Origin of the sequence: Streptomyces xantholiticus (assembly GCF_014651015.1) — a bacterium.
GTDB lineage: Bacteria > Actinomycetota > Actinomycetes > Streptomycetales > Streptomycetaceae > Streptomyces > Streptomyces xantholiticus.
This window is the reverse complement of sequence record NZ_BMWB01000009.1, coordinates 135856-158252: the sequence shown is the minus strand read 5'-3', so window position 1 is coordinate 158252 and position 22397 is coordinate 135856. Positions and strand designations below refer to the sequence as shown.

Here is a 22397-nt window from a genome sequence, read left to right as displayed (position 1 = left end):
AGCGGTGTGCGGGGCGGCCACGCCGAGCACGGCGGGTCGGCCGCCTCCGACGGCGGGGCGCCGATGACCCACCGGCAGATCATGGAGGCGCTGTCCGGGCTGTTGCTCGGAATGTTCGTCGCGATCCTGTCGTCGACGATCGTCTCCAACGCCCTGCCGGAGATCATCGGCGACCTCGGGGGCGGACAGAGCGCCTACACCTGGGTCGTGACCGCGTCGCTGCTGGCGATGACCGCGACCACACCGCTCTGGGGCAAGCTCTCGGACCTCTTCTCCAAGAAGCTGCTGGTCCAGATGTCGCTGCTCATCTATGTGCTGGGTTCGGTGGTCGCCGGACTCTCGCAGAACTCGGGCATGCTGATCGCCTGCCGGGTGATCCAGGGCATCGGCGTCGGCGGTCTGTCCGCTCTCGCGCAGATCGTGATGGCCGCGATGATCGCCCCGCGCGAGCGCGGCCGCTACAGCGGTTACCTCGGCGCCGTCTTCGCCGTCGCGACCGTCGGGGGCCCGCTGCTCGGTGGTGTCATCACCGACACCGACTGGCTCGGCTGGCGCTGGTGCTTCTACGTGGGCGTGCCGTTCGCGATCGTCGCCCTGCTCGTTCTGCAGAAGACCCTCAAGCTGCCTGTGGTCAGGCGTGAGGCGAGGGTCGACTGGTCCGGAGCATTCTTCATCAGCGCCGCCGTCTCACTGCTGCTGGTCTGGGTGACCTTCGCCGGTGACAAGTACGACTGGCTCTCGTGGCAGAGCTACGCCATGGTCTGCGGTTCCGTCGTCCTCGGCGCGCTCTTCCTGCTGGTGGAGTCGAAGGCGAGCGAACCGATCATCCCGCTGCGGCTGTTCCGCAACCGCACGATCACGCTGGCGTCGCTGGCGTCGCTCTTCGTCGGTGTCGCGATGTTCGCCGGAACCGTGTTCTTCAGCCAGTACTTCCAGCTGGCCCGGAACGAGTCGCCGACCATGTCCGGCGTGTTGACCATTCCGATGATCGGCGGCCTGTTCGTCTCCTCGACCGTCTCCGGTCGGATCATCACCAGGACCGGCCGCTGGAAGGCCTGGCTGGTCGCCGGCGGCGCCCTGGTCACGGCGGGCCTCGGTCTGCTGGGCACCATCCGGTACGACACCGAGTACTGGCACATCGCGGTCTACATGGCCGTCATGGGTCTCGGCCTCGGCATGATGATGCAGAACCTGGTGCTCTGCACCCAGAACCAGGTCGACCCCGCCGACCTCGGCGCGGCCAGCTCGGTCGTCACCTTCTTCCGGTCCCTCGGCGGCGCGATCGGCGTCTCGGCACTCGGCGCGGTCATGGCCCACCGGGTCACCGACTACGTCAAGGAGGGGTTCGCCGAACTCGGCCCGCACGCCGCGGCACTCGGAAACGGCGGTACGGGCGGCGGCAGCATCCCCGACCTGGACACCCTGCCCGGCCCGGTCCGCACGGTGATGGAGACGTCGTACGGCCACGGGGTCGCCGACATCTTCCTGTACTCGGCTCCCTTCGCACTCGTCGCGCTCGTCGTGACGCTCTTCATCAAGGAGGTCGCCCTGAAGAGCAGTTCACCGGACGACAAGGCACCGGCCGGGGACGAGGCCCACGAGGCCGTCGCTGCCGCTGCGGCCCCCGCCCGGGCGCAGGCGGTCGAGACCGAGACGCTCACCGCGTCGCCCCCGGCGTCGCGGTGACCGCCGACGTGCTTGAGGTCGACCTGGACCTGGGCCGCCTCGCCACCGGGCCCGACCGTGGGGCGGTGCGCGGGCCGCGTTCCGCGCCACGGGGGGGAACTGCACCGCGAGGCCTTCGCGATCGACGACAACCAGGTGGTGCAGGCCGGCGTCTCCGCCATCGGGACGACGCTGAAGCTGGAGCTGGGCATCCAGGCGGTGCAGGTTATCGAGCTGCCGTAGTGTGCCCGCCATGGCACGCCACATCGCCACCAACACCAGGGTGGAACGCGACCAGTTGCTGGACTTCGTACGGCCCCGTCACCGGGCGATCCTGCTGACCCGCCGCGCCGACGGGTCCCCACAGGGCTCACCGCTGACCTGCGGGGTGGACGACGCCGGCCGGATCGTCGTCTCGACCTATCCGGAACGGGCGAAGACGCGCAACGCCAAGCGGGACGAGCGGGTCAGCGTGATCGTCCTGTCGGACGACTGGAACGGCCCGTGGGTGCAGATCGACGGCACGGCCGAGGTGATCGACTCCCCCGAGTCGGTGGAGCCGCTCGTCGAGTACTTCCGCAACATCTCGGGTGAGCACCCGAACTGGGACGAGTACCGCAAGGCGATGGTCACGCAGGGCAAGTCGATCATCCGGGTCACGCCGGAGCGGTGGGGTCCCATCGCGACCGGTGGCTTCCCCGCCAGGCTCGCGGGCAACTGAGGCGGACCAGGCTACGGCCTGGACCGCTCGACCCTCGCCTCGATGCCCGCGACGAGCAGATCGAGCGCGAAGCCGAAGTCCCGCTCGCGCATCTCCTCGACGGTCCCGCCGCCGCGCGCCTCCATGATCTCGGTGGCCTGCTCGAAGTCCTTCTTGAAGTCGGGCTGTTCGCTGATGCTCCCCATGGCCTGCCGGAAGTACTCGTCCTGGCTGAGCCCCGCCGAGGCGCAGCGCTGCACATAGTGGCCCTCGATCGTGCCGAAGCCGTACACGAACTGGAAGACGGCGGCGAGCCCGCCCATCCGGCCTTCGGCCGGCAGGCCCGTGCTGCGCATGACCTGCTGGACGGCGTTGGAGAATGCCATCGCGTGCGGTCCGATGTTGAGGAAGGTGCCGATCAGCGCGGACACCCAGGGGTGCCGTACGAGCAGGGCACGGTAGCCGCCCGCCAGCGTGCGCAGTTGGTCGCGCCAGTCCGCCTCCGGGTCCGGAGCGGGCAGCGGGAAGGTGCCGAACACCGAGTCGAGCGCCAGTTCCAGCAGGTCGTCCTTGGTGTCCACGTACCAGTACAGGGACATGGCGGTGACATTCAGCTCGGCGGCCAGCCTGCGCATCGAGAATCTGGCCGCACCCTCCGCGTCGAGCAGCCGGACGGTCGCCTGAATGATCTTGTCGCGGTCGAGTCCGTCCGGCTGGCCGGACCTGCGTCCGCGTTCCCGTTCCGTCTTGTTCTCGAGCCACACACTGGTCTTGGCGGGACCGGTCGCGCGGTCGGCCGCTCGTACCATCGCGCATCCTCCTCGGTTCCTGCCGGATCGTCCGGCCGGCCGGGCGGAACGGCAGGCCCGCCCGGCCCCGATGCTATGCCGCGGTGCCGGACCGCTGCTCCGGGGCGTCCCCGGCGCACGGAACCCTCGGGCTCCCGGGGGCGGCCCTCTCGGCGCGCCGCAGTAGCAGCGCGGCCAGCAGACCTCCCGTGAGGACAGCCGCCGCTCCGACGAGCTGGCTCGTCTCCAGACCCGATGCGAAGGCGTCCGAGATGCGCGCCTTCTCGTCCGGGCTGTCGGCCGCCGCGAGAGCCGCAGGCAGCGACGGGGCGCCGACCGCCGTGGGCACGAGCGCGGCGAACCGGGAGCCCGGCACGGCGCCCAGGACCGCGACGCCCAGGCCGTTGCCGAACTCGGCGAGGGTGCCGAATGTCCCTTACGCCGCACAACGCTATTTTTCGGCCGTGAGGTCGTAGAGGGTGACGCCGCCCACGGTGACCTGGGTGAACGTCTCCTGGACCCAGTCGGCGACCGTCGAGCTGGTGTTGCCGCCGGGGCCGCCGCGACCGCCGCCTGTGCCTTCGCCGACGATGAAGTAGTGGATCCGTCCGTCGGCCACGTACTGCTTGAACCGGGCCAGCGTCGGGGACGGGTCGCTGCCGTTGAAACCGCCGATCGCCATGACCGGTGCGCCGGTGGCGAGTTGGTAGCTCGCGGCGTTCTGCGAGCCGACGGCCGCGGCGACCCAGGTGTACGCGTCGGCGTCCTGCTTCAACGCGGCCTCGGCCTCGGCGCCGACGTCCGCGCCGCCCAGCAGCCCGCCCATGCCGCCGCCTGCGCCACGGGCCCCGCCGCCCTCACCGCCGCCCCGGAAGCCACCGGGCATGCGGCGCCGGCCGTCCTGGCCGTCCTGGTCCTGGGGCCGGCCCTGACCGGCACCGGTCGGCGGCTGCCCCGCGCCCGGGCCCGTGCCCCGGGCGCCGGGCGGCCACGTCCCGGCACCACCGTCGTCACCGGTCTCGAAGCCGCCGGGCCCCCCGCCCCCGGGCCCCCCGCGGCTGCCCGCCACCGCAGGACCGGCCGTCACGACCGAGCCCGCGTGGCCCTCGCCCACGGTCGTCAGCGAGTACGCCGCCGGGCCGGCCAGTGACACCACGACCCCGAGCCACGCGGCCGCGAGCGCCGACCGGCGCCCCGCCCTGCCCGCCGGCAGCAGCGCCGCCGCGGACACCAGGCCGCCGATCAGCACCGCCGCACGCAGCCACGGAAGGTAGTCCGCGGACCGGCCGAGCAGCACGTACGACCACCACGCCGTCAGGGCCACCGTGCCGGCAAGCAACGCCGACCGAACCGGCTTCGCCCGCTCCTCCCACAGCATCGTGGCGCCCATGCCGACCAGCGCGGCGATGTACGGCGCGAGGGCCACCGTGTAGTACTCGTGGAAGATCCCGGCCATGAAGCTGAAGACCGCCGCCGTCGTCAGCAGCGACCCGCCCCAGACGAGGAAGGCGGCCCGGGCCGTGTCCGCACGGGCGGCCCCGGCGGTCAGGACGAGGCCTGCGACGAGCAGCAGCAGGGCGGCGGGCAGCAGCCAGGCGATCTGACCGCCGATGTTCCCGGCGAAGAGCCGGTCGACGCCGGTCTCCCCCCAGCCGCCTCCTCCGCCGCCTCCGACGCTGCCGGTCTGTTCGCCGTTGATCCTGCCGAGGCCGTTGTAGCCGAAGGTCAGCTCCAGGAAGCTGTTGTTCTGCGAGCCGCCGATGTACGGGCGGGACGACACCGGCCACAACTCGACGATCGCCACCCACCAGCCGCCAAAGACCACGACCGCGAGTCCGGCGAGCGCGAGCTGCCCGAGCCTGCGCCGCAGCGGCGTCGGCGCGCACACCGCGTACACCAGCGCCAACGGCGGCAGGATGAGGAACGCCTGGAGCGTCTTCGTCAGGAAGGCGAGCCCCACCGCTGCTCCCGCCCACACCAGCCACTTGGTCCGCGCGTCCTCGAGGGCACGCAGCACGCAGTACACGGTGACCGTCATCAGGAGCGCGAGCAGGGCGTCCGGGTTGTTGAAGCGGAACATCAGCGCCGCGACCGGTGTCAGGGCCAGCACGGCGCCCGCGATCAGCCCCGCCACCGGTGCGAAGCGCCGGCACACGGCCGCGTACAGCACGCCCACCGTGGCGACGCCCATCAGAGCCTCGGGAACGAGGATCTGATGGGAGCCGAGACCGAAGAGCCGCACGGACAGGGCCATCGGCCAGAGCGCGGCAGGCGGTTTGTCGACGGTGATGGAGTTGGCGGCGTCGGACGAGCCGAAGAAGAAGGCCTTCCAGCTCTCGCTGCCGGCCTGTGCGGCCGCGGAGTAGAAGGAGTTGGCGTAGCCGGAGGCGCTGAGGTTCCAGAGGTACAGCAGCGCGGTCGCGGCCAGCAGGGCGAAGAAGGCGGGCCGCACCCAGCCGGCGTCCGCCTCCCGGCCGCGCCGGAGCCGCGCGGCAGCTCCGGTACCTGAGCGGCCCGGGCCGCCGGCCGCTGTGCCTCCGGTGGACGGAAGGGGCGTGGTCATGCGGTCCACCTCGTGTCGATCGCGGCGCTCATGTCGTCGGGGGTCCGGTGGCGTTCGGGGAAGACCCACGCCCGGAAGAGCAGGAACCGCAGCACGGTCGCGGCGAGGTTCGCCGCGACGAGGACGGCCGACTCGGTGCCGTGGGAGGGACTGCCCGCGGCCACGTCCAGCGCGGCGAGCGAACCACTGGTCAGGACGAGGCCGACGCAGAACACGGCCAGGCCCTGCGCCTGGTGGCGTACGGCACGGTCCCGCCCGCGCACGTCGAAGGTGAGCCGGCGGTTGGCCGCCGTGTTGGCGACCGCGGAGAGCAGCAGGGCGGCCGCGTTCGCCGTCTGCGGGCCCGCTCCGGCACGGAAGAGCGAGTACAGCAGCAGATGGAGCAGGGTCGAGAGGACTCCCACCACGCAGAAGCCGACGAGTTGGCGGGCCAGGCCCCTCGGCACACCTTCGAGTTCCCGGTCGCGCGGGTCGTCGCCGAAGGGGCGCGCCAGACGGTCGAGGGGCAGCGCGCCGACCGCGAGCGCGCGTCCCACCCGCCAGACGCCTTTCAGGTCCTCTGCGGCCGTACGGACGATGTGGACGCTCGAGCGAGGGTCGTCGACCCAGTCCACCGGCACCTCGTGGATGCGCAGGCCGGCCCGCTCGGCCAGCACCAGCAGCTCGGTGTCGAAGAACCATCCGGTGTCCTCGACCATCGGCAGCAGCCGCTGCGCCACGTCGCGCCGGATGGCCTTGAACCCGCACTGCGCGTCCGAGAAACGGGCTGCCAGCGACGATTTGAGGACCAGGTTGTAGGCGCGTGAGACGAACTCCCGCTTCGGGCCGCGCACCACCCGCGAGTTGCTGGCGAGCCGGGAGCCGATCGCCAGGTCCGAGTGGCCCGAGATCAGCGGTGCGACCAGTGGCAGCAGTGCGTTGAGGTCGGTGGACAGGTCGACGTCCATGTAGGCGAGCACGGGTGAGTCCGAGTGCGACCACACCGTGCGCAGCGCCCGTCCCCGCCCCTTCTGCTCCAGCCGGTACGCCTGCACCTCGGCGATGCGGGATGCCAGGCCGGCCGCGACGTCGGGCGTACGGTCGGTGCTCGCGTTGTCGGCGACGGTGATCCGGAAGCCGTACGGGAAGGTCCTCGTCAGGTGCTCGTGCAGCCGCGCCACGCACCGTTCGAGATCGGTCTCCTCGTTGTGGACGGGGATCACCACATCGAGTACGGGTCGATCGGCCGTGTCGGCGAGCAGATGCCCGCGGGCCGGCAGGGTCCCCCATGGGGTGTCGGTTCGCATACCGACGACCCTCGAAGGGGCCGCTGTCACGGCCGTGTGATCAGCCTGTGGTCCGCCTGTGAGTCTGCGTCCCCGATGTGTGCGGGGCCTTCGGCGCCGGGCGGGCCGGACGGCAGCGTGACGGCGAAGACGGTACGGCCGGGCACGGACCGCACGGTCACGGCGCCGCCGTGGGCGGTGACGACGGCGTGCACGATGGCGAGTCCGAGTCCCGTGCTGCCGGCCTGACGGGAACGGGAGGCGTCGCCGCGGGCGAAGCGCTCGAAGATGTGCGGCAGCAGTTCGGCGGGGATGCCGGGCCCGTCGTCCTCGACCTCGAGCAGCACGGGCGGTGCGTGACCGGGTGCCGCTGGCGTTCGTGTGGCCGCGGGGCGCACGCGTGCCGTGACGGTCGTGCCCGCGGGTGCATGGGTGCGGGCGTTGGCGAGGAGGTTGACGAGGACCTGCTGGAGCCGTGGTCCGTCGCCGTGCACGGTGGCCGGTTCCGGCGGCAGCTCCAGCCGCCACAGATGGCCCGGCCCCGCCGCGCGGGCGTCGGCGACGGCGTCCACGACCAGGAGCGAAAGATCAGTGCTCTCGTACGAGAGCGGCCGTCCGGCGTCCAGCCGGGCAAGCAGCAGCAGATCCTCCACCAGGCCCGTCATACGCGTCGCCTCGGCCTCGATGCGGCCCAGCGCATGCCGGGTGTCCGGTCCCGCGGAGTCCCTCCCCCAGGGCCTTCGGCCTGGGGGCACACCCACGTCGTTTCGCTCGCGGCCGCGCCGCGTCAGCTCCGCGTACCCGCGGATCGACGCGAGCGGTGTACGAAGCTCGTGGCCGGCGTCCGCGACGAACTGCCGAACCCGCGTCTCGCTCTCCTGCCGTGCCGCGAGCGCCGAACCGACATGGCCGAGCATCCGGTTCAGCGCCGCCCCCACCTGCCCGACCTCGGTGCGCGGATCGGCCTCCGCGTCCGGCACCCGCTCGTGCAGGGCCACCTCGCCGCTGTGCAGCGGCAGTTCGGACACACGCGTCGCGGTCGCCGCGACCCTGCGCAGCGGTCGCAGCGCCACCCCGACCATGCCGGTGCCCGCGATCCCCGCGGCGACCAGCCCGGCGCCGGTGACGCAGACCTCTACGAGGACGAGCGTCCCGAGCGCTTCCCGCACGTCCTCGGTCGGCACGCCGACGAGGAAGGAGCCTCGGACCCCGGTCGCGTACTGCACGCGGTAACCGCCCTTCCCCGGCAGATCCACGGTGTGCGGCCGGCCGTCCCGCGCCACCCCGGCCAGCGCGGCCGTCTGCGCCGCGTCGAGCAGGCTCTCGGTCGGCGCCGGCCCGGACGGCTCGAGCTGGGTGCTCGCGACGGCCCGGCCCACGTTCCCGTCGTCCTCGACGATCGCGCCCACCGTGCCCACGGGCGCGCCACCACCGGTCACGAAGTCCAGCGGCGGCCGGCGCGGCAGATCCCCGGGCTGCCGCTCCGCGTCCTCGGCCGACGGCCCCGACGCCCGCATCGCGACGTCCTTCAGCCGGGTGTCCAACTGCCCGTACAGATAGGTGCGGAACGCGATCGTGGTGACGGTGCCGATCACCGTGCCGACCACGGCGATCAGCACCACGGCGGCGACCACCAGCCGTGTCCGCAGCGACCACGGCCGCCGCGCCCCCACCTCACTCACCGGGCTTGATCAGATACCCCGCACCGCGGCGCGTGTGGATCATCGGCGGGCGTCCGGCGTCGAGCTTCCGGCGCAGATAGGAGATGTAGAGCTCCACGACGTTGGCCTGTCCTCCGAAGTCGTAGCTCCACACCCGGTCCAGGATCTGCGCCTTGCTCAGCACCCGGCGCGGGTTGCGCATCAGGTAGCGCAGCAGCTCGAACTCGGTCGCGGTCAGATGGATCGACTCCCCGCCCCGCGTCACCTCGTGACTGTCCTCGTCGAGGGTGAGATCACCGACGGCGAGCAGCGACTCGCCGCGCACCGTCGCCGTGCCCGACCGCCGGATCAGGCCGCGCAGCCGTGCCACGACCTCCTCGAGCGAGAACGGCTTGGTCACATAGTCGTCGCCGCCGGCGGTGAGCCCGGCGATCCGGTCCTCGACGGCGTCCCGCGCGGTCAGGAAGAGCACGGGCACGTCGGGCACCTCGCGGCGCAGCCGCCCCAGGACGGCGAGCCCGTCCATGTCCGGCAGCATGACGTCGAGCACCACGGCGTCCGGCCGGAACCCACGCACCGTTCGGACCGCCGCCGCACCGTCAGCGGCGCTGCGCACTTCCCAGCCCTCGTACCGCAGCGCCATCGACAGCAGCTCGCTCAACGGCGCCTCGTCGTCCACGACGAGCACCCGCACGGGGCTTCCGTCCGGCCTGAGCATTTCGGTGCGCCCCCGGGGCGAGGTCGTGGTCATGTCGCCAGCCTGTGACCTTGCCCTGAGAGGCTTCTTTCCTGAACCTGTGAATTCCCTGAGAAGGTCGGAGGACGGGCGGCGTGGTGACGGCACACGAAACCTTCTGGGGGCTGCGGCTTCGGCGGACACTCGCCGGCGACGGCTCGGCCCCCGTGCTCGTCCTGGTCGAGGGCTTCGCCGGGACGGGCAAGAGCAGCCTGGTCCGGGAACTGACCACGCTCCCCGAAGCCGCACGGGCGACCTGCCTGCGCTGGGCGTGCGGCGAGTCGGCCGCGCCGCCGGAGCTGCCCGGGGGCGGGCCGGTCCTGCTGGCCGTGGAGGACGTCCACCGTGCCGGCGCCGAGGAGTCGGCCCTGCTGCGCCGACTGCTGGAACACCCCCGGCCCGGCCTCGCCGCCGTGCTCACCTACCGCCCGGAGGAGCTGGCCGCCCCGGGACTGCCCCTGGGCACCCCGCCGCCCCGCTATCCGCCGGGGCTCACCGTCCTGCGGCACCGGGTGCGGCCGTGGAGCGCCGACGAGGTCCGGCAGGTCGCGGCCGCGGCGCTCGGTGAGCGCTGCACCCAGGAAGCGGTGGCACGGCTGCACGAGCGCTCGGGCGGCGTGGCCCAGATCGTGGCCGACCTGCTGGCCGTCCTGCGGGACAGCACCCGGCTGCGGTGCACGGCGGCCGACGTCGACGCCGCGGGAGTGCCCGTAAGGCTGGCCGAGCTGAGCCTCGGCAGGACGGCCGCCCTGCTCCCGGAACACCGGCCGATCGTGTGGGCCGCCGCCGTCCTGGGCGAGCCGGCCCGCCGTGACGAACTCGTCACCGTCTCCGGACTCGGCCGCTCCGTCGGCAGACAGGCGCTGCTCGCCGCGCTGGCCGGCGCGGCCCTCATCGAGTCGGCCGAGGGCTACGGGCTGCCCGTCCCGCTCGCGGCCGTCGCCGTGCACGAGTCCGTGCCCGGGCCGGTACGGCAGGAGCTGCACGGGCGGGCGGCGGACGTGCTGGCCCACCGGCAGCCCGTCCCGTGGGCGGCGCTGGCCCGGCACCACAGAGCGGGCGGGCGAATACGGGGCTGGCTGCGCGCGATCGAACAGGCGGCGCGGGAGGCGGCGGAGTCCGGGCGTCATCAGGAGGCCATCGGGCTGCTCGAGGAGACCCTCGCCGCCCCGGCCGTACCGCCGCAGACCCGCGCCCGGCTGGCGCCGATACTGGCGCGCAGTGCCGTCGTCGGCCTCCGCTCCGACCAGACCGTCCAGGTGCTGACCCAGGTCGTGGAGGACGCGGCCCTCCCCGCCGCCGTACGGGGCGAACTCCGGCTCGACCTGGGGCTGCTGCTGTGCAACCAGGTCGGCATGAGCGACAAGGGCTGGCAGGAGCTCGAGCGGGCCGCCGCCGAGCTGCGCGACGCCAGACCCGACCTGTCGGCGCGGGCGATGTCGGCCCTCGCCATGCCGTACTGGCCCAACTCGTCCTTCGACATCCACCGGGCATGGCTGGAGGACGCCGCCAGGGCCGCGGCGGACAGCGGTGACGAGGTCGTCCGCACGGCGGTGGCCGCCAACCGTGCCGGGCTCGCCATGAGTTGCGGCGACCCACAGGCATGGGAGCTGGTCAGGAAGCTCCCCACGGACAGCCCCGACCCCCGGTGCCGGCTGCACGCGGCCCGCGGGCTGTGCAACGCGGCCGACGCCGCGCTGTGGCTCGGTCACCACGGACGGGCGGAGGAGCTGCTCGTCGAAGGACTCGAACTGTCCGGCAAGAGCGGCGCGCCCTACACCAAGCACACGGCACTGGGCGCCCGGCTGCTGCTGGAGTGGGTCACCGGGCGGTGGGCCGGACTGGCCGAGCGGTGCGAGACGTTCGTCACGGCGACCGCGGACATGCCGGTGATCTCGGCGGACGCCCGCATGGTGCGCGGACTGCTGGCGCTGGCGCAGGGGGAGTGGGGTTCGGCGCTGTCATGGCTGTCCGGCGCCAACGCGTCGTCCCGCGATCACGCCGCACCACCGCTCGCGGCAGCCACCTCGGGAGCCCTGATCCGGCTGTCCCTGGCCCGCCAGGAGCTGACCGACGCGGCGGCGGAGGCGCGTGACGCCTGGGCGAAGGTGAAGCGCAAGGGCGTATGGGTGTGGGCCGCGGACCTGGCACCGTGGGCCGTCGAGGCGATGGCGCGCACGGGGAACCCAGAGGCGGCGCGGGCCGTGATCGCCGACTTCACCGCGGGGCTCGAGGGGCGCGACGCCCCCGGCGCCGAGGCCGCGGTGACCTGGAGCCGCGCCGCGCTGGCCGAGGCGGAGGGCCGGTGGCTCGACGCCGTCCCGCTGTACCGGGAGGCGGCCGCCGCGTACGCGGCGCTGCCGCGCCCGTACGCCCAGGCGCTGACCACGGAGGCCGCGGGCCGCTGCGGCCTGGCGGCGGGTGCCGCCGATGCGGAGGGCCACGTCCCGGACGCCGACAAGGCGCAGGCCGTCGCCGACCTGAGCGCCTGCACGCGGCAGTTCACCGACCTGGGCGCCGTATGGGACGCCGCCCGCGCCCGTGCGCTGCTCCGCTCGCACCAGCCCGCCAAGGAGGCGCGGCCGCCGGGCCGCCCCTCGTACGGTGACCGTCTCTCGCCGCGTGAGCGCGAGGTCGCCGAACTGGCAGGTACCGGGTTGACGAACCGGGAGATCGCGACGACGCTGCATCTCTCCCCGCGCACGGTCGAGCAGCACGTCGCCCGGGCCATGCGGAAACTGGGCACCACATCCCGGCAACATCTGGCGAAAATGCTCGATGAGGCGGTCCTGCCGGAGTCACTCAACGAGGCCGCAAACAGTGGTTAATCGGACCGATCGCCATACGGGCAGGGGTTAAACAGGTATCCGTAGCGGCACCCATCCGGATAGGCGCGCGTGCATTTCCGGCCGTAGGTTCCCTGCCAACCGATCCGGTCGAACGCACATCCGCAGCGGGGGAGCTGTCAGCGTGCACGGCCGACCGGTGACATGCGCGGCCGAAGGGAGCCGTGTGCGGTGCCCGCGGCCCAACAGGCCGGCAGCCACCGCACCGTGCGTCCCCGGCATCCGGACACGAGTGCACCCCTAACCATGGCGCTCGCACACCGGGGCTCCCTTCGCTGCGCGTACATACGGCCGCCACCTCAACCCCCTGCATCCTGCTTCGCGGCCGCAGGAATGCCTGGCTTGTCATGAACTGAACCAAATGAGCCCTTTGGTTCCTGCTGCCAGGTCATACCCTCGAAAGGCAACGCCTTGAACGGTTCCAGACGCATTCGCATATCGCTCCTCGCGGCGACCGCCACCGCGCTCCTGTGTGCAGGCACCGCCACCTCCGTCGCCGCGCCCCTTCCCGCCCCGGGCGCCCAGGACGCAGGCCCCGCGACAGCGGCCGGCAGTGCGCCCGTCGAGCGCCTCATCGTCGGCTACAAGTCCCAGGCCGCAGAGGCCAGATCAAACGACGCAGCGGCCAAGGACGCCGAGGCCAAGGGCGAGAAGGCCGGTGAGTCCCTCGACTTCGACCGCCGGCTCGGCACCGGAGCGGCCCTGGTCGACCTCGGCGCGGAGCTCGGCAAGGCGGACACCGCCGACGTCATGGCCGCCTTCCGCGCCGACCCGGACGTCGCGTACGTGGTCCCGGACACGCGTATGTACGCCACGGCCGTGCAGCCGAACGACACCGAGTACAGCCGCCAGTGGGACCTCTTCGAGGCCACGGCCGGTATGAACGTCCCCGGCGCCTGGGACAAGGCGACCGGCGAGGGCGTCAAGGTCGCCGTCATCGACACCGGTTACGTCGCCCACTCCGACCTCGCGGCCAACGTGATCGCCGGATACGACTTCATCTCCGACTCGTTCATGGCGAACGACGGCGGCGGCCGCGACAGCAACGCCGCCGACCCGGGCGACTGGATGAACCGCGGCGAGTGCGGCACCGACCAGTTCGGACAGCCGGTCCCCGCCCGCGACACCAACAACTCCTGGCACGGCACCCACGTCGCCGGCACCATCGCCGCCACCACCGGCAACAGCAAGGGCATCGCCGGCATCGCGTACAACGCGACCGTCCAGCCCGTCCGTGTGCTCGGCAAGTGCGGCGGTACGACGGCCGACATCATCGACGCCATCACCTGGGCGTCCGGCGGCTCCGTCCAGGGCGTGCCCGCCAACCCGAACCCCGCCGACGTCATCAACATGAGCCTCGGCGGTGGCGGCGCCTGCGACTCCGGCACCCAGAGCGCCATCAACGGCGCCGTGAGCCGCGGCACGACCGTCGTCGTCGCGGCCGGCAACAGCAACGCCAACGCGGCCAACTTCAACCCGGCCAGCTGCAGCAACGTGATCAGCGTCGCCGCCTCCGACCGCGAGGGCAACCGCGCCGCCTACTCCAACTACGGCAGCCTCATCGACATCACCGCCCCCGGCGGCGAGACATCGGTGAGCTCCGCGAACGGCATCTGGTCCACGCTGAACACCGGCACCCGCAGCGTCGGCAGCGAGAACTACGTGGCGTACCAGGGCACCAGCATGGCCGCCCCGCACATCGCCGGCCTCGCCGCGCTGATGAACCAGGCGAGCCCGTCGATGACGCCCGTCCAGATCGAGACCGCGATCAAGAACAGCGCCCGCACCCTGCCCGGCTCCTGCTCCGGCGGCTGCGGTGCCGGCCTCGCCAACGCGGCGGCCGCGGTCGGCGCGGGCAGCGGCGAGCCCGTACCGCCGACCGGCAACGTGTTCACCAACTCTGCCAACGTGAACATCCCGGACAACTCGACGGTCACCTCCTCCATCCCGGTGACCGGCATCAGCGGCAACGCCCCGACCGCCCTCAAGGTCGCCGTCGACATCAAGCACACCTACCGCGGTGACCTGCGCATCGAGCTCGTCGCCCCGAACGGCGGCGCCACCCAGCTGAAGGCCACCAGCTCCAGCGACAGCGCGGACAACGTCATCACCACGTACACGGTCGACGCCTCCGGCGTGGCCGCGAGCGGCACCTGGAAGCTGCGGGTCACCGACATCTACAGCGGTGACACCGGCTACATCGACTCCTGGAGCCTGACCTTCTGACAGGTCCACGCCTCCAGTCCGAATCAGGGGCCTGCCGATGTCGAGGAGGGCATCGGCAGGCCCCTGCACCATGTGCGCCGGGCCCTAGGGTCCCAGCAGCAGCCCGGCCCCGTTGTCGTGGCAGACGGCCCGCAGCCAGTCGTCCCCGAGCCCCAGGCCCTCCAGCACCCGCAGCTGATGCGCATACGGATAGGGGATGTTCGGGAAGTCCGTCCCCAGCACGATCCGGTCCCCCAGATCCGCCAGCCGCCCCAGCTCACCCTTCGGGAACGGCGCGAAGGCCTCGCTGAAGTCCGTGAACGCCATCGTCGTGTCCAGCCGGACCTCCGAGTGACGCTCCGCCAGGGCGAGGAAGTCTCCGTACTCGGGCATCCCCATGTGCGCCACCACCAGCCGCAGCCGCGGATGGCGCGCCAGCACCCTGCCCACCGGCTCCGGCCCGGTGTGCTCACCGGCCGCCGGGCCGGAACCGCAGTGCATCACGACCGGCACGCGCGCCTCCGCGAGCAGCCCCCAGACCGGGTCCAGCAGCGGGTCGCCCGGGTCGTACGCCCCGACCTGCAGGTGCGACTTGAAGATCCGCGCCCCGCCCTCGACGGCCTCGCGCACATAGCCGGCCACCCCGTCCTCCGGGAACAGCGTCGCGGTGTGCACACAGTCCGGCGTCCGCGCCGCGAAGTCGGCCGCCCAGCCGTTGAGCCAGGCCGCCATCCCCGCCTTGTGCGGATAGAGCATCGAGGTGAAGGCCCGTACGCCGAACTCGCGGAGCAGCGCGACACGTTCCTCCTCCTCGTGCCGGTAGGTGATCGGCCACTCCATGCCCGTCATGGGGCCGACGGCGTCGAAGTAGGCCCAGACCTTCCTCAGCACGCGCTCCGGCATGAAATGGGTGTGGACGTCCACGAGCCCCGGCAGCCCGAGCCGCTGCCAGAACTCCCGTACTTCCCGCGCCTCTCCCGCCTCACGCTCCTCCCGCTCCTCTCGCTCCTTGGCCCCCTCATTCCCGCTCAAAGCTGTAGCTCCGCTCGACCTTGGCCACGTGCACGCTGTAGTTCTCGTACCACTCGGCGCGCCCGCGCCGCTGCGCCGCCTGGTGCTCCTCGTTCCGCTGCCAGGCGGCGATCGCCTCCTCGTCCCGGAAGTACCCCACGGTGATCCCGAGGCCGCCGGGCGTCCTGGCCGACTCGTACCCGAGGAAACCGGACACCTCCCGCACCAGCGCCGACATGCGCGCGGCGGTCTCCGCGTATCCGTCGACGGTGGCCCGCTGCACGGAGGTGAAGACCACGGCGTAGTAGGGCGGTTCGATGCCCGCCACAGGTTCGATGCTCATGAGCCCACCCTCCGGCCGGGGCGCGGGCGGCGTCCAGAGTGATCGTCGAAAGGGATCCAAGGCTTTGCCGACGGCACGCCACGTCACAGCCGATGCGTCAGAAGAGCCCGTCCTGTGAGCCGGCGCCCCGTACACCGGCCGTGGGCACGCTCACCCCCGCCGCCGCGTCCGCCCCGACCAGTCCCCAGCCGGTCATCAACCGGGTGTCGACCACGACGATCCCGTCCCCCGCCGGCCTCAGATGCAGATCGGGCCCGGCGGCCGCGACCAGTCGGCCCGCGACCACCCCTCCGTCCACCAGCTCACGCACCACCGCCGTCGCCGCAGGCAGCCCCTCGAGCCCGAACACACCGACATGATCGACCGCCTCGAAGTCCAACCGCTCCAGCGACTCCGCCCACCCGGGCAACGCGAGCGCCCGCGCATGGAGCGCCTCGACCTCGGCGGCCCGCTCCTGCGCGCTGTCCGGCAAGGCGGCCCGCACCGCGCGCTTGTGGGCGTACGGGATTCGGTCCGGCACCTTGAGCGCGGCACGCAACAGTTCCTCGGTGCGCCGTGCCGCCATCAGCGGCCCCCGCCCCAGCCAGGAGAACACCACGGCCCCCTGTTCCAGCAGCCGGGCCGGCCCGCGCTCCTCCGCGGTGATCCCGACCTTGAGCATGCCCGGCCCGAACCACGCCAGGTACACCCGGTACGTACGGGGGTCTTCGGGCACCGCGTCCGCAGCCACGGAGTGCGCCCGGTCCAGCCGCGCGCACTCGCCGCACCGTGCCTGCGTCGCCCGCCCGGGAACCTCGGATCCAAGCGGGCAGGCGTTCCCCCGCGCCCCGATGCACCGGCGCGGCCCCTCCGCCCGGAAGCCGAGCTCCTTACCGGCGACGAGCGGACTGATCCGCCCGCCCTCCCACTCGAGCACCCCGACGCGCGCCCCGGGCGGCCATCTGACCCCCGCGCACCGCCACATCACTCCACCCGCCCCTCCGCCGAGATCCGCACCCACCCATCCTGGCGCAACCGCCGACGACAGGTCTCCGATCCGGCACCGGAGCCCGCCGCTACGAGTCCCCGAGGGGACGGCAGCGGACGGGGCGGCGACAGGGAACACGTCCTCGGCGAACGTGTCGGTGATCGACACCGCCACCAACACGGTCCCCGCCACCGTCACGTCGACACCGCGCCCGAAGATCCGGCGGTCACGCCTGCCGGCACCCGGGTCTACGTCACCGACCTCCGCTCGGACGACGTGTCGGCGATCGACACGGACACCACCACCGTCACCGTCGGCGACGGACCGGAGGGCGTGGCCATCGCCACCGTCGAAACTCCCCCGCCGTCCGGAGATCGACCGGGTGTCGGCAACTCCGAGATCGTGGTCGTTCCACAGCCGTTGGGCGTCCTGGCATACCCGGCCTCGGTTGCCGTACTGCGCTGCTGTACGACTCAACGCCAGAGGCCCCCGGATCGTCTCCGGGGGCCTCTGGCCTGTGTGCACTCGGCAGGATTCGAACCTGCAACCTTCTGATCCGTAGTCAGATGCTCTATCCGTTAAGCTACGAGTGCTTGTGCTTCCCGGGCTTTTCTGCCCGGTCGGCGTTGCGGGAACAACATTACATGACCTGCGCCGCGACACGAAATCCATTAGCCGCACCCGCTCTGACCTGCACAAATACCTGAACGGGTGTATGTGCGCGGGCCCTGGGACGACCGAAGCCCCGGCCGGGTGGCCGGGGCTTCGGTGATCAGCTGGCGGAGGCGGAGGGATTTGAACCCTCGATGGGCTTTAAGACCCAAACCGCATTAGCAGTGCGGCGCCATAGACCGGACTAGGCGACGCCTCCAGCACTCCCGCACGTGCGTGTGGTGCGTGCAGATGATGACACAGCCAGTGGCGCGTCACCAATCGCCGTCCACGGTACTAGGCACCAGGCCCGCAGAGCAAAGCATCTTCGGTTGCGCAACGCCGGGACGTGAGCAGCGTTAGACATGCCGGGGCCGGTCCCGGCCCCGGCAGGACCCCGAGACTCTCCAGGAGCCCGCATGCTGCGCCGCCTCGTCCTCACCGCAACCGCATCCGCCGCCGCGCTGGCCGCGGCCGTGCCCGCCGCGGGTGCCGCCGCCTCCCCGCTGCCGCTGCCCGTGTCGCTGCTGGAGAGACCGGACCGGCTGACGGTGATCGTCTCCGGGACGGGGAACACCCGGACCAACGGCAGATTCGAGCTGGAGTGCCGCCCCGCCGGCGGGACGCACCCGTCGGCCGAGTCGGCCTGCCGCCGCCTCGAGGAGCTCGCCCGGAAGCAGCGGGACCCGTTCGCCCCGGTGCCGCAGACCCGGATGTGCACGCAGCAGTTCGGCGGGCCGGCCACCGCGCGGATCACCGGCACCTGGCACGGACGGCAGGTCGACGCCGCCTTCAACCGGAGCAACGGCTGCGAGATCTCACGCTGGCGGACCCTCCAGCCGGTGCTGCCGGACACCAGGTCGTAAGACGACGGCGTACGCCATCCGCACACAACCTTGGTGAGAGCTCCCCCTCATCCGCCGTCCCGGCCCCGGCCCCTGCCCTTAGACTCCCTTCAGTGACAGGCTGAGGCCCGAAGGGCAGGATGGGACCGGCCAGTCCGCAATACGCAGTAGGTCAGGGAGGAACCGTCGTCGTGAGCAGCAGGCCATCCCGAGGTGCTGCTCGCCTCGCAGCCATACTCGACGCCCTCCCGGACGGGCTCGTGCTCGTCAACGCCAACGGCACGGTCGTCAACGCCAACACGATCGCGCTCGAGCTGTTCGAGACGCCGGGCACCGCCCTCGTCGGCCGGGGCCTGCTGGATCTGCTGCCCCAGTTCGACTCACGGCTGATCCCCGGCTCGATGCGCCGGCCCGACGCCGCCGACCACCGAGGACGCACGAAGCCCACCCGCATGATCGCGCGGCGCACGGACGGCGGCGAGTTCCCTGTCGAGGTGACCAGCGCGAGCCTGGAGGACGGGCGCGAGGCGTACGACTCGTACAGCGCGTACACCGGCGACGAGCTGCTGATGCTGGTGGTGCGCGACCTGTCGGGGACCGTGGACACCGAGGCGGAGCTGGCGCGTTCGCAGCGGCAGACCGAGATGATCCTGCGCGCCGCGGCCGAGGGCGTGGTGGGCACGGACACCGACGGCCGGGTCGTGCTGGTCAACCCGGCCGCCGCCCAGATCCTCGGCTTCCGCGCCAGCGACCTCGGCGGCCAGGAGTTGCATCCGCTGATCCTGCATTCGCGCGCCGACGGTGAGCCGTTCCCGTACGAGGAATCGCCCCTCGCCGACACTCTCAAGTCCGGGCGCAAGCATCGGGTGCGCGGCCAGGTGCTCTGGGCGAAGAGCGGCGAGAAGGTCTCCGTCGACCTGACGACCGCGCCGGTGCGGGACGGGGACCAGCTGGTCGGCGCGGTGATGACGTTCACCGACCGGCGGCCGTACGAGGAGCAGGCGCAGAAGCACGCCACGGAGCTCGCGGAGACGACGGAGCGGCTCACCGCGGAGCTCGCCGCCACGACCGAGCGGCTCACGGCGGAGCTCGCCACCACGTCGGAGCGGTACGAGGCCGAATTGGCCGACAAGGCAGAGCGCTACTCCGCCGAGCTGGAGGGCGGAGCCGAGCGGTACGCCGAGCTGGCCGGACGGCACGCACAGCTGACCGCGGTGCTCGGGGAGTCGCTGCGCGGGCCGCTGGAGGAGCTGCGGACCGAGTTGGGCACGCTGGCGTCCGACCCGGCCGGACAGCTGTGGCCCGAGGCGAACCAGATGCTGCACCATCTGGCCGCCGGTTACGCCCGGATGACGACGCTCGTCGACAATGTCCTCGGCTATCAGCGGCTCGACACGGGCGCCGAGCAGCTGGCCAAGTCCAATGTGCTGCTCGACGCGGTCGTGGCGGCCGGCGTCGAGGGCGCGATCGAGCTCATCGGGCCCGGCCGGGCCCAGTTCGCCGTGCACGCGCCGCCGATCGAGGCCGAGGTCGACGGGGCCCGGCTGGCCACGGCAGTCGCGCACCTGGTCGCGGACGTGGCGGGCGTCGACTCCACCGGCAAGGCCAGGCTCCAGGCCGGCGGATACATGGACTCGACGGTCGTGGTCGCGGCCGCCCAGCGCGGCGACGTCGTACGGATCGAGGTGCGCGGGCCGTTCGCCGGGGGCGACCCGGTGCACGAGCCGATCGTGCGCGGGATCGTCCGGGCGCACGGCGGTGTGCTGCAGACGCACGAGGTGCCCGGCATGAGCGGAAGCGCGTACGTGCTCGAAGTGCCGCTCGGCGAGGGAGCGGGGACGGTCCCGCCGCCCGCGCCGGACGCCGGCCGGCTGCCCGCCCTGCCCGCTCAGCAGACTGCGGAGCCGACCGCGGCCGCCGCGGTCCCCGCGAACACCACGACCGGTGGCGGGGGCCGCCGGCGCGCCCGGCGCGCCTCCACGGACGCCTTCCTGGAGAGCCCCGTCGCCATGGAGGACCCGGTTGCCACGCCGCCGACCGGGCGGCGCCGGGCCGCGCAGCCGGACGCCGAGCTCACCCCCGCCCAGGACACGGGCGAGGGCACGGGCGAGCCCACGGGAAGCAGCGGCGGCACCGGGCGCCGGCGCGGCCGTCCCAGCCCCGCCGAGAACACCGCCGGAGCCCTGCAGCCCGCGGAGGGCGCCGTGGTGACGGCCGCGGAAGGCGCCGGTGGGCGGGCCGCGCTCGGCGAGACCGTGCCGCCGCAGGGGGTGCCGGTCGATGCCCATGGCGTCCGGTCGCCTTCGGGGCGGCGCGCGCGGAGGGCCGTCGAGAGCGGCCTTCCCGGGCCGTCGGACGGCCTGCCGGACCAGCAGTCGCCGCAGAACACCCAGAACGGCCAGAGCCCGCAGTCGCAGCCCACGCCCCAGCCGACCGGTCGGCGCGCCAGGCGGGCGCTGGCGGCGGCACCGGCCGAGGTGCAGAGCGCGGCGCCGCGGACGGCGTTCGCGCTGCCGCCGGCGGAGGCCGACAGGGCCCCCGCCGCAGCGGCTGCGGCGGGGGGCACGGCTGAGCGGCACGATGCCGTGGCCGGTGACCCGGACAGCCGGCACCACACGCCGCCGCAGCCGCATCCGGCTCCGACGGGGCCCGGGCGCGCGCACGAGGAGGAGCAGCCGCAGGGCACCGCCGGGACACCGACCGGTCCCACGGCGGCCGGTCGGGCGGAGTGGGTGCAGGACACCGGCCCGAGCAACACCGGCCCGAGCGACACCGGAACGGCGGACCCCACCGGCCGGGGCTTCGCCGTGCCGGGGCACGCCTCGGACACCGGCTCCGTATCGCTGCCCCTGCCGCCCGCGGTACCGACACCGACACCGACACCGGCGCAGGAGGAGGACGTCCGGCAGCCCAGGGCGCTCCCCGCCGCGGAGGCTGCCCGGCCCGTCGCCGCACGGGCCGCGCAACCACTTCCCGCGGAGCAGCCGGCACCCGCGGACTCGACACAGGGGCGTGCCTTCAGCGTGCGCACCCTGGGGCAGGGCGTGCCCTTCGCCCAGCACCTCACCCAGCAGCAGAACCAGACGCTCGGCTCGGGACGCCGTCGGAAACTGGGCACACGGCCGGACACCGAACCTCCCGAGCTCGCCGCCCGCCCCCACCCGTTGCCCGCGGCAGCACCGGTGCCGGCTCCTATGCCGCCCGCCGCCGCGCAGCAGAACGGGCCGCGGCTGCCCGCCGACCGGGGGGACAGCCGCTCCGAGGGCCGGTCCTACGCGATAGGGGCACCTGACGAGGGCGCGGAGGGCCCCGAGCCGCTCGACGGCCCCGGCGGTGCGGTCGAGGTCGCCAACCGGCCCCAGCCGCAACCCGTCGACGACGAACTGCCCCCGGAGCCGCTGGACAACCCGCGCCGGCTACTGGTGTGGCCCGCCCCCGACGTCTCCACCCAGCAGGCGCTGAGCGACCGCGGCTACCGGCCTGTCGTCGTGCATTCGCGTGAGGAGGTCGATGCGCAGATCGCGGCGTTCCCCGCGGCGCTGTTCGTCGACCCGCTCACCGGGCCGATCACCCGGACCGCCCTGCAGTCCCTGCGCCAGGCCGCCGTCGCGGCCGAGGTGCCGGTGCTGGTGACGGCGGGGCTCGGGCAGGCCACGCGGGAGGCCGCGTACGGCGCCGATCCCGCCGTGCTGCTCAAGGCGCTGGCGCCGCGCGACAGCGAGCAGCACCCGTCGCGGGTGTTGCTGATCGAGGAGCACGAGGAGATCGCCCTCGCGCTGACGTCCACGCTGGAGCGCCGCGGTATGCAGGTGGCGCGGGCGGGGGGCGACGTGGATGCGGTCACGCTCGCCACTCAGATGCGGCCGAACCTGGTGGTGATGGACCTGATGCAGGTCCGCCGTCGGCGTGCCGGGATCATCGACTGGCTGCGCGCGAACGGCCAGTTGAACCGCACCCCGCTCGTCGTCTACACGTCGGCCGGTCTGGACCCGGCCGAGCTGCCGCGGCTGTCGTCGGGGGAGACGGTGCTCTTCCTCGCGGAGCGTTCGACGAGCAACGAGGTGCAGGCACGCATCGTCGACCTGCTGGCGAAGATCGGCACCAACTGAGAAACGGGACAGGCTGAGAAACGGGACAGGAGGGGCCGGCGG

At 72.8% G+C, this 22397-nt stretch carries 15 protein-coding genes, 2 tRNA genes and 2 pseudogenes; 8 read left to right on the top strand and 11 right to left on the bottom strand.

From position 1 onward, the window contains the following. Positions 1 to 63 precede the first annotated feature (63 nt). The 3 genes and pseudogenes from IE198_RS16585 to IE198_RS16575 all read left to right on the top strand — a co-directional run bounded on the left by IE198_RS16585 (position 64) and on the right by IE198_RS16575 (position 2386). On the top strand, positions 64 to 1686 hold the full coding sequence (locus IE198_RS16585; RefSeq protein ID WP_506417278.1) for an MDR family MFS transporter: 1623 nt from the start codon (positions 64 to 66) through the stop codon (positions 1684 to 1686). Between the two features lie 8 nt (positions 1687 to 1694). Next, positions 1695 to 1908: pseudogene (locus IE198_RS16580) on the top strand (YceI family protein); the annotation flags it as partial. A gap of 10 nt (positions 1909 to 1918) precedes the next feature. Beyond that, entirely contained in the window at positions 1919 to 2386 is a 468-nt protein-coding gene (locus IE198_RS16575) for a PPOX class F420-dependent oxidoreductase (protein WP_189887189.1), read from the top strand. An 11-nt stretch (positions 2387 to 2397) separates the two neighbouring features. Here the strand turns inward: IE198_RS16575 and IE198_RS16570 are convergent, their stop codons facing one another. The 6 genes and pseudogenes from IE198_RS16570 to IE198_RS16545 all read right to left on the bottom strand — a co-directional run bounded on the left by IE198_RS16570 (position 2398) and on the right by IE198_RS16545 (position 9393). Then, positions 2398 to 3174: a TetR/AcrR family transcriptional regulator gene (locus tag IE198_RS16570; RefSeq protein WP_189887187.1), complete on the bottom strand. Its 777-nt coding sequence runs from the start codon at positions 3172 to 3174 to the stop codon at positions 2398 to 2400. A 73-nt stretch (positions 3175 to 3247) separates the two neighbouring features. Continuing rightward, positions 3248 to 3589: pseudogene (locus IE198_RS16565) on the bottom strand (MFS transporter); the annotation flags it as partial. A 15-nt stretch (positions 3590 to 3604) separates the two neighbouring features. After that, on the bottom strand, positions 3605 to 5716 hold the full coding sequence (locus tag IE198_RS16560) for an ArnT family glycosyltransferase (protein WP_189887185.1): 2112 nt from the start codon (positions 5714 to 5716) through the stop codon (positions 3605 to 3607). Next, entirely contained in the window at positions 5713 to 7002 is a 1290-nt protein-coding gene (locus tag IE198_RS16555) for a glycosyltransferase (protein WP_189887183.1), read from the bottom strand. The genes IE198_RS16560 and IE198_RS16555 overlap by 4 nt, the downstream gene beginning before the upstream one ends. 26 nt (positions 7003 to 7028) lie before the next feature. After that, complete coding sequence (locus IE198_RS16550; RefSeq protein WP_229834012.1) at positions 7029 to 8663, bottom strand: sensor histidine kinase; 1635 nt, start codon at positions 8661 to 8663, stop codon at positions 7029 to 7031. Next, on the bottom strand, positions 8656 to 9393 hold the full coding sequence (locus IE198_RS16545) for a response regulator transcription factor (protein WP_308426814.1): 738 nt from the start codon (positions 9391 to 9393) through the stop codon (positions 8656 to 8658). The genes IE198_RS16550 and IE198_RS16545 overlap by 8 nt, the downstream gene beginning before the upstream one ends. Before the next feature lie 83 nt (positions 9394 to 9476). On the opposite strand from IE198_RS16545, the gene IE198_RS16540 reads away from it, so the two are divergent. Together IE198_RS16540 and IE198_RS16535 are read left to right on the top strand one after the other, a co-directional pair. Beyond that, positions 9477 to 12206: a helix-turn-helix domain-containing protein gene (locus IE198_RS16540; protein ID WP_189887181.1), complete on the top strand. Its 2730-nt coding sequence runs from the start codon at positions 9477 to 9479 to the stop codon at positions 12204 to 12206. A gap of 429 nt (positions 12207 to 12635) precedes the next feature. Continuing rightward, positions 12636 to 14450 carry a S8 family peptidase gene (locus IE198_RS16535; RefSeq protein ID WP_189887179.1) on the top strand — a complete coding sequence of 605 codons (1815 nt, stop codon included), beginning with the start codon at positions 12636 to 12638 and terminating at the stop codon, positions 14448 to 14450. Positions 14451 to 14534: 84 nt separating this feature from the next. Here the strand turns inward: IE198_RS16535 and IE198_RS16530 are convergent, their stop codons facing one another. The 3 genes from IE198_RS16530 to IE198_RS16520 form a co-directional block, all read right to left on the bottom strand. Further along, positions 14535 to 15365 carry an amidohydrolase family protein gene (locus IE198_RS16530; protein ID WP_189887290.1) on the bottom strand — a complete coding sequence of 277 codons (831 nt, stop codon included), beginning with the start codon at positions 15363 to 15365 and terminating at the stop codon, positions 14535 to 14537. 82 nt (positions 15366 to 15447) lie between these two features. Further along, positions 15448 to 15783 carry an antibiotic biosynthesis monooxygenase family protein gene (locus IE198_RS16525; protein ID WP_189887177.1) on the bottom strand — a complete coding sequence of 112 codons (336 nt, stop codon included), beginning with the start codon at positions 15781 to 15783 and terminating at the stop codon, positions 15448 to 15450. Between the two features lie 97 nt (positions 15784 to 15880). Beyond that, positions 15881 to 16747, bottom strand: coding sequence for a DUF2797 domain-containing protein (locus IE198_RS16520; protein ID WP_229834019.1), 867 nt, complete (start codon positions 16745 to 16747; stop codon positions 15881 to 15883). A 24-nt stretch (positions 16748 to 16771) separates the two neighbouring features. Between IE198_RS16520 and IE198_RS36605 the strand changes: the two genes are divergently transcribed. Further along, positions 16772 to 17305: a hypothetical protein gene (locus IE198_RS36605; RefSeq protein ID WP_373299881.1), complete on the top strand. Its 534-nt coding sequence runs from the start codon at positions 16772 to 16774 to the stop codon at positions 17303 to 17305. On the opposite strand, the gene IE198_RS16510 is transcribed toward IE198_RS36605, so the two are convergent. Together IE198_RS16510 and IE198_RS16505 are read right to left on the bottom strand one after the other, a co-directional pair. Further along, positions 17271 to 17343 (bottom strand) — tRNA-Arg (locus tag IE198_RS16510). The genes IE198_RS36605 and IE198_RS16510 overlap by 35 nt on opposite strands. Before the next feature lie 184 nt (positions 17344 to 17527). Next, positions 17528 to 17621, bottom strand: a tRNA-Ser gene (locus tag IE198_RS16505). Between the two features lie 199 nt (positions 17622 to 17820). Between IE198_RS16505 and IE198_RS16500 the strand changes: the two genes are divergently transcribed. Next, positions 17821 to 18267: an SSI family serine proteinase inhibitor gene (locus IE198_RS16500; RefSeq protein WP_189887173.1), complete on the top strand. Its 447-nt coding sequence runs from the start codon at positions 17821 to 17823 to the stop codon at positions 18265 to 18267. 170 nt (positions 18268 to 18437) lie between these two features. Then, positions 18438 to 22355 carry a PAS domain-containing protein gene (locus IE198_RS16495; RefSeq protein ID WP_189887172.1) on the top strand — a complete coding sequence of 1306 codons (3918 nt, stop codon included), beginning with the start codon at positions 18438 to 18440 and terminating at the stop codon, positions 22353 to 22355. Positions 22356 to 22397 lie beyond the last annotated feature (42 nt).

Coding starts and splice junctions, on each gene's coding strand:
- IE198_RS16555 (WP_189887183.1), bottom strand. CDS start 7,002: ATGCGAACCGACACCCCATGGGGGACCCTGCCGGCCCGCGGGCATCTG.
- IE198_RS16545 (WP_308426814.1), bottom strand. CDS start 9,393: ATGACCACGACCTCGCCCCGGGGGCGCACCGAAATGCTCAGGCCGGAC.
- IE198_RS16520 (WP_229834019.1), bottom strand. CDS start 16,747: ATGTGGCGGTGCGCGGGGGTCAGATGGCCGCCCGGGGCGCGCGTCGGG.
- IE198_RS16570 (WP_189887187.1), bottom strand. CDS start 3,174: ATGGTACGAGCGGCCGACCGCGCGACCGGTCCCGCCAAGACCAGTGTG.
- IE198_RS16500 (WP_189887173.1), top strand. CDS start 17,821: ATGCTGCGCCGCCTCGTCCTCACCGCAACCGCATCCGCCGCCGCGCTG.
- IE198_RS16575 (WP_189887189.1), top strand. CDS start 1,919: ATGGCACGCCACATCGCCACCAACACCAGGGTGGAACGCGACCAGTTG.
- IE198_RS16560 (WP_189887185.1), bottom strand. CDS start 5,716: ATGACCACGCCCCTTCCGTCCACCGGAGGCACAGCGGCCGGCGGCCCG.
- IE198_RS16585 (WP_506417278.1), top strand. CDS start 64: ATGACCCACCGGCAGATCATGGAGGCGCTGTCCGGGCTGTTGCTCGGA.
- IE198_RS16525 (WP_189887177.1), bottom strand. CDS start 15,783: ATGAGCATCGAACCTGTGGCGGGCATCGAACCGCCCTACTACGCCGTG.